The 6,709-nt window shown below is 35.7% G+C and carries 7 protein-coding genes and 1 rRNA gene; 2 read left to right on the forward strand and 6 right to left on the reverse strand.

Annotated elements, in window-relative coordinates:
* Window positions 1-701: 701 nt before the first annotated feature.
* The 4 genes from M3221_RS25290 to M3221_RS25305 all read right to left on the reverse strand — a co-directional run bounded on the left by M3221_RS25290 (window position 702) and on the right by M3221_RS25305 (window position 3,756).
* Window positions 702-941: a hypothetical protein gene (locus M3221_RS25290; protein WP_251274795.1), complete on the reverse strand. Its 240-nt coding sequence runs from the start codon at window positions 939-941 to the stop codon at window positions 702-704.
* Between the two features lie 27 nt (window positions 942-968).
* Complete coding sequence (locus tag M3221_RS25295) at window positions 969-1,391, reverse strand: hypothetical protein (RefSeq protein WP_251274796.1); 423 nt, start codon at window positions 1,389-1,391, stop codon at window positions 969-971.
* 224 nt (window positions 1,392-1,615) lie between these two features.
* Window positions 1,616-2,251, reverse strand: coding sequence for a ParB N-terminal domain-containing protein (locus M3221_RS25300; RefSeq protein ID WP_251274797.1), 636 nt, complete (start codon window positions 2,249-2,251; stop codon window positions 1,616-1,618).
* 560 nt (window positions 2,252-2,811) lie between these two features.
* On the reverse strand, window positions 2,812-3,756 hold the full coding sequence (locus M3221_RS25305) for a hypothetical protein (RefSeq protein WP_251274798.1): 945 nt from the start codon (window positions 3,754-3,756) through the stop codon (window positions 2,812-2,814).
* Between the two features lie 620 nt (window positions 3,757-4,376).
* On the opposite strand from M3221_RS25305, the gene M3221_RS25310 reads away from it, so the two are divergent.
* Window positions 4,377-5,156, forward strand: a complete 780-nt coding sequence (locus tag M3221_RS25310) for a ParA family protein (RefSeq protein WP_251274799.1) — start codon at window positions 4,377-4,379, stop codon at window positions 5,154-5,156.
* A complete protein-coding gene (locus M3221_RS25315) occupies window positions 5,149-5,547 on the forward strand; it encodes a hypothetical protein (RefSeq protein ID WP_251274800.1) in 399 nt (132 codons plus the stop codon). The genes M3221_RS25310 and M3221_RS25315 overlap by 8 nt, the downstream gene beginning before the upstream one ends.
* Before the next feature lie 119 nt (window positions 5,548-5,666).
* Here M3221_RS25315 and M3221_RS25320 read toward each other — a convergent pair whose 3' ends face one another.
* Window positions 5,667-6,257, reverse strand: coding sequence for a recombinase family protein (locus M3221_RS25320; RefSeq protein WP_251274801.1), 591 nt, complete (start codon window positions 6,255-6,257; stop codon window positions 5,667-5,669).
* A 332-nt stretch (window positions 6,258-6,589) separates the two neighbouring features.
* Window positions 6,590-6,705 (reverse strand): 5S ribosomal RNA (rrf, locus tag M3221_RS25325).
* Window positions 6,706-6,709 lie beyond the last annotated feature (4 nt).

Raw genomic sequence — 6,709 nt, forward strand, 5'->3', positions numbered from 1 at the left:
CCAGGATCAAACTCTCCAAAAAAGTTTGACTTGCTCATTTGTTTCCATTAAAACACGGGGTGTTTTTAATGGAAGATAAAAATTTAAAACGTTGACGTTTATTTTGTTCAGTTTTCAAAGATCAATTTCATCTAATGCCTCAAGAGGCAACTAATCAATCATATCATACATATAAGCTTAGGTCAACAACTTTTTTCGAAAGTGTTTTTTCGATAAATTGTCATAAAAACAAAAGCTTATATCATCATGCCGCGTTTCATTACGACAGGATAAATATCATATCATATAATCACTTTATTAGTCAACAACATTTTTTGATTAATAATTATTAAAGAAGAAATGTTGCTGTTTTTCATCGCTGTATTAGCGACGGATAATAATATACCATGTATCAATTTCTATTTCAATAACTTTATTAATGTTTTTATTACCTAAATTACCTTTTTGTTCTCAATGCGATTCATCATTAAAGATAATGAATCGATGAATGAACGGTATTTCTCATGGAACACTATAGATCCAGCGTAAAAAAGCTTTTGCTCTTAAGAGCAAAAGCTCAGAATGTAGAAATGATTTCTACCTGGCGTCTTTTTCAATGCAACAAAATTGCATTTATATTGCATCTTGTTTTACTGATCAACAGTAGACCAACACTGCTGCTTAATCAAAAAAGCATACAAAAGTGTGTGAAAGAAACCTTATCAGTCCTCTTCTGGTATATGTGGAAACACAATCGTATTCTCATTAAAAACAATCTTAGGATTTAGGCTATAGCTCGTATAAAGAAAATCGACTTCCCTATCTTTAAATCGGATAATCGCCTGCAAGTCATTATCGTAGTCAACAACAGCAACTTTTTCTTCGTTGAAAAACACTTCATTTTTTTCGTACATTTTAATCTTCCAACCGTTCTTTAAATCAAATGTTTTCATTTTATCCATCGTTATCCATCCTTTAGTGAAATAGATTTAAACTTCTTCTTGATATATTTCTAATTTTATCGGTTTTAAATTCAAAGGCATTTGAAACTCCTGAAGGTTTTCTATATGATTTAAAAAATCATCAATATCATCATAATCCATTGACCATTCTTCTATCTCTAACTTACTTAACTCGTCTGTTGGCTTAAATAAAAACTCACAGTGAAGTTGTTCCATACGTGAATACTCGTCTTCTTCATAAACAGTGAACTGGCGTACAAAATCAAAATGAAATCGTTTCTCTCCGGTAAAATCATAAACACCACATTGAAATAAAATTTCTTTATCTTCTTCTCCCTCAACTGTCTCTTTGCAAAAAGTCTTAAATTTTTGCCAAACTTTCTCTATATTTTCAGCATCTTCGCCGATCTTATCTTTAAGGTAACTTTCAGCATTTTCAACTGTAATCATTGCAAACCTCCCACATTATTTTAGGTTTGATGCAACAAGCATTTAACTGTCATATTCAGTGACAAATAAGCATTTTTAGGTGTCATACTGAATGACAAACAGGCCTTTTCAAGTGTCACGCTGAGTGACAAAATCGAAATTTCGTGATATCGCGAAAACACTAGGCTCTGCCTAGTCTAACACTGAAAGTGATAGCACGTTTTTCTTATGCTCTTTCTCGCTATTCAGCTTTCTACGCTATTTTTTTCGTACATGACAGGAACTGTTTTCATATCGAGTTTTTTAGCTACAACATAGCGCCGGTATCCGTCTGTCAGCATACCGCTTTCACGGTTAATCGTAATCGGCTCATCCAGAATTCCGGCCTGTTTCACATGGTCTATAACCAGCTGCGTCTTGTAAGCGCTCGGCTGAAACTGCAGAAATTCTTCCGGCACCTTGATCTGATCCAACGAAATAAAATCTTCCGTCCCCTCAGGCCCTTTTGGCTCCTCTTCTGCTTTCACTTCTTCTTTTTTCTCGAGTTCTTTCTCTTCTTTAACTGCTTCTGCTTGTTTTTCCGGAATCACAGATACTTGAAAGCAAACCACACCGATTTCACCCGGACAATCGTCCACTGGAATATCTAATGTAGGCTCTCCCTGCACCAAAATCTTCTGATTCTGAATGTTTTCTTCTGTTAATCCAGCTTTCTTTAACTGCTTCTGGTTGATAAAAACGGTATATGTAATGGTTGAACTTTTCGGAAGACCCTTTGGGGCTGCTGGAGAACCTTTTTCCTCCATATCGAATGTATAGAAGTTCTTTTTTGATCGTAATGCACTCACTGGCTTGCCCGTTAACGTAATTTTATGTGCCATACTTTTCTTCTCCCCTTTAGCAGATTAGTATTTTATTGCACTGCAGTATAAAAGTTTATTTAAGCATTTATCAGCTGAATAGACGAGAAAAGAACCCTTTCTTCTTCTCCATTTGCGCTTCCTTTTCTTGCTGCATTAATTTACGATCCCAAGCTTCCAACTTATCTTCTATGTACTTTTGCTGCGGGGTATCGTGTTGATTGATTTCATTTTTTAATTTTGTTTTATAGAGAGAAAGAGCATAAGGAAAACGTGACCCCACTTTCAGGGTGGTACTAGGCAGAGCCTAGTGTTTTCGTGGGTACGGGAAATTTCCGTTTTGTCAAAAAATTAGACACTTAAAACAGGGTCACTGTCTAATTTTTTGACAGCAAATTTAGCTGAATGGCAAATTTTTTGACACCTAAAATAATGCATTACAACTCAAAAAAGAATATCAAAAAACAGCATTTGCTAAAAAAAGACATGATTCTTTTTAAGAAAAGACACACTGGCTGCGTTTGCTTTTTGGCTTCCGGCAGACCGGTTCTCTCTTTTTTCTAGTAACGGTTTTTGATTATTCAGTAGGGAATTTCCTCAATCAAATAATCTAGATCTCGTTCTTCCTTCGCCATCAATTCTTGAATTTCCATACGCCAATTTTGTGTACTGCCTGCTGATTCTTCTTCCTGATCTTCAAGCCAGTTAAAGATAGACGGATGGCTGGCAAACGTCTCTTGGCGTTTTTGGTATGTAAACATTTTAAGAAGGGTTCCATAAAAATAGCCTTTAAAATCTTTCCGGATTTTCCGGTGTTTATGGGCATAGATCGTCTGTTTAAGCGCATCAATTACAATATCTGTGTACTGTTTCAGTTCATGAAGCAAATCAAACTGGCGATAAACAAGGGCAGCTTTTTTCCAAAGATCATAAATATCTTCTGCATCACTAAAGAAAGGCTTTGTCGTTTTTACAAATTCATCTGGAACAACTTTCGGTGTAAAAGAATCATTCAGACGCCTATACGTAGTATTAATATTAGTTTTTGAATTCAAAAAGATTTTGAATTCATGCTCCCCGTTTTTGTTTTCCATACCCTTATTCTTTTGCGGTTTATCAATTTCCTCTGGTCCCTGTTTTATATCTTTATCCTCTTTTTTGATTTCGGTCGGCAGGATCTGCACAAAGTTGGCCGTCTGCCGCATTTTGTGGTGGCGCTTCGTATGCAGGATTCTCACGATACCCATATCTCCTAGTTTTTTTAGCCAAATTCCAACTGTGTCCGGTTTTTTTAATTCAAGACGCTTGGCTAGTGCACGCTGCGAAGCGAAAGAGAGCCCTGGGTACTTTTGTGAAAGATCACGCAGGTGGTCCAGGAGACGGATCAGCTTCCTTTTCCACAAATCTGTTAGATCACTTTCCAAAATAGTCTTCACATGTCTATTTACTGTTTTACGCATATCAGCTACGCTTTCAAAAGTGGAATACTCTCTCTTATCAACGCGGTCAAAAACAATACTAATCATCGTAAGGCTCCTTCTGGACACAAAAAAGAACGCTTGCCTGCCGCAACGTTTCCCTGCATAACAGGAAAAGGGTACGGCAAAACAAGCGCTCTTTTAAAAAATACAGAAGAATCCCTTGAACTAACAGTTTATATACGCTAAAATAAGGGCATAAAATTGCTAGTTCGAAAAGTCTGAGCAAGTGTGTTGCCGTGAGTCTCGGTCACGGTAATGCGGTATAAAGGAGTTGGCGCTCCATTATACAGCTTAGGCTTTTTTTCTTTTTGTTCCGTTCATTTAATTTAAGGCAAGTATACCCGAATCAACGAGGTTTAACAACAACAAGTTTTCTAGGCTTTTCCTTTCATTTTCACCCTCTTTTTTTACACTTATCTTACTTTTAAAATTAATTTTAAATTTAAAAGCAAAATCAATGTTAATTTTAGTATCGGTCTATTTTTAATAAACAATGTGCAAAATTCAAATAAAAATCCAGTAATAACAATGGTTTAACACGTTTTTATAGTGTTCATTAAAATTAATTTTAAAATTAAAATCAACGTTGATTTTAACAAATGATTTTTATGTTAAAATTAATGTAAACATTAATTTTAATTTTCCTTTTAAAAGGTGGAATATAAGTGAAAGTAATCGCTATTAATAATAATAAAGGTGGTACATTAAAAAGTACGACTGCCACGAATTTAGCAGGTGTACTCGCCACAGAAGGACATAAAGTTTTAATAATCGATTCTGATAACCAGGCAAACGTTGCACTCAGTTTTGGTGTCAATCCAGATGAGTTGAGTTATGGACTGTATAGTGTCTTGATTGAACAGCTTGATCCGGCAGACGCCATTATCAACGTGCATGAAAATATTGATATCCTACCTGCAAATGATGATCTCATTCAGTTTGATTGGGAAGTAATCGGTAATAAAAATAAATACAAAGAACCTTTTTTAATCATGAAATATACCTGCGAAGTTTTGAGAGAACAGTATGATTACATAATTATCGATACACCTCCTTCCTTATCATTAATGGTGGGAAACGTATTTGCTTTTGCTGATGGAGTGTTGATTCCTTTTTCACCGGAAAGCTACAGCATGCGTTCTTTAATGAAGGTTCTTGATACCATTTCAAATTTTGGATATACCTTTAATCCAAATTTAAAATTGCTCGGCGTGGTAGCTACTATGGTTAATTATCAAACCACACTTCACCAATATGTCTTACAGGAAACACGGAAATACTGCGATGAAAATGATATTCGTTTGTTTGATACATATATACCGCGCAGCATCCGATTTGCTTCCTCTGTAGCGTTTCAGGGTAAGCCGGCAACATTACTAGAAAAAAGAAACGACATGGCCAGTAATTATTTTGAATTATGGAAGGAGATAAAAGGAAATGAGTAATAAAAAACAAAACCCTTTACTAAAAGCTGCAGCTAGTTTTAATAGCGTATCTAACCCTCCAAACTTAGATAATATATCGAAAAAAACATCGAAGAATACAGCTAATGATGGTGTGGAAAACAAATTAGAAAGTAAAGAGGATGTTAAAATTAAAAGTAATGTTAAAATTAATGATGATTTCAAAATTAAAAGTAATGATGCTGTTAAGGATCCAAAAAGCGTATTAGAGGATCTGTTAAACTCTACTGAGAAAGAGAAAAAGCGACCTTTAACAGTGTATTTGGATCAGGATGTCTGGGACTTGTTAGATGAATTTGCAAAGCCACGAGGGAAAGGTGCTAAATCTGAAGTAGTGAATCAGCTTCTTAAAAACACTTTCAATCCAAAATAAATGAATAAAAGCAGTTAATAATTAAAAGGCCATAAAAGAAAGAACCTCGATAATTACGGAGGTTCTTTTTTATAAAAATTATTATTTGAATTTAGCACATAGTGTTTTTTTATTAAAAATCACTTATTTTTTGCTTTATTATATTCAGCATAAATAGTGGATCTGGGTACGCCTGTTATTTTAGATATATCCGAAACCGTCATTTCTCTTTCTTCTTTTGTTTTAAATAATTCAATGGCTTGTTCAATGCTGCTGGCCGGCTGCCCCTTCCTCCCCATTTTTTTGCCGTTCTTCATGGCTCTTTTTCTTCCCTCACCAGTTCGGGAAACAATCATATCACGCTCAAATTGTGCGAAGCTGCCCAGTGTATTGAAGAGGAGCATTTGAAAAGGATCATCCTTTGCGTTCGCTTGGAAGGTCATATTGTGGTGAAGAAAAGTAATACTGATGTCACCCTCAAGCAACTCATTTACAATTTTATTTAAATCCAAAATACTTCTGGCCAAACGATCAATTTTGGTGACATAAATATGATCACCAGCACGAGCATGCTTAAGAAGAGCTTCTAGCTGTTGTCTGTCAGTTCCTTTCTTGCCTGATATCTTTTCGATAAACACCTGATCTTCTTTTATACCTGCTGATTCCAGCGTTTCAATTTGGGTTTCTAGGTCCTGCCCAACGGTGCTGACTCGTGCGTACCCTAATTTCATTCATCTATTTTCCTTTCTTAAACGGTTACTGCCTTCCCAAATACTCTTTAAAATCTTTACTGTCCCTTATCTGAACAAAATACTTATACTGTATTATAACTTTTTGTCTAAAATATTTAAATATTTTAGACAAAATTTTTAGACTATATTTTAGACGTTAAAACAAGAGGAAAAGCAGCTTGTTAGCAGCTAAAAAGAGGTCGTCTAAAATTTATGAATTTTAGACAGCCAACCAAAAAAGCGCCTTCCTTTATCAATAAAGGAAGGCGCTTTTTATTACGCAATCGATCCGGTAAACAAAAAAAGGACAGCTTCCGCTGTCCTTTCTGCTTGCCTGGCGGCGTCCTGCTCTCACAGGGGGAAACCCCCAACTACCATCGGCGCTGAAGAGCTTAACGGCCGTGTTCGGGATGGGAACGGGTGTGACCTCTTCGCTATTGCCACCAGACTAT

Origin of the sequence: Domibacillus indicus (assembly GCF_023715895.1) — a bacterium.
Taxonomy (GTDB): Bacteria; Bacillota; Bacilli; order Bacillales; family Domibacillaceae; genus Domibacillus; species Domibacillus indicus_A.

Excerpts from the sequence above, each read along its gene's own strand:
- M3221_RS25290 (WP_251274795.1), bottom strand. The coding sequence starts at position 941 with ATGGATAAAATGAAAACATTTGATTTAAAGAACGGTTGGAAGATTAAA.
- M3221_RS25295 (WP_251274796.1), bottom strand. The coding sequence starts at position 1,391 with ATGATTACAGTTGAAAATGCTGAAAGTTACCTTAAAGATAAGATCGGC.
- M3221_RS25300 (WP_251274797.1), bottom strand. The coding sequence starts at position 2,251 with ATGGCACATAAAATTACGTTAACGGGCAAGCCAGTGAGTGCATTACGA.
- M3221_RS25305 (WP_251274798.1), bottom strand. The coding sequence starts at position 3,756 with ATGATTAGTATTGTTTTTGACCGCGTTGATAAGAGAGAGTATTCCACT.
- M3221_RS25315 (WP_251274800.1), top strand. The coding sequence starts at position 5,149 with ATGAGTAATAAAAAACAAAACCCTTTACTAAAAGCTGCAGCTAGTTTT.
- M3221_RS25320 (WP_251274801.1), bottom strand. The coding sequence starts at position 6,257 with ATGAAATTAGGGTACGCACGAGTCAGCACCGTTGGGCAGGACCTAGAA.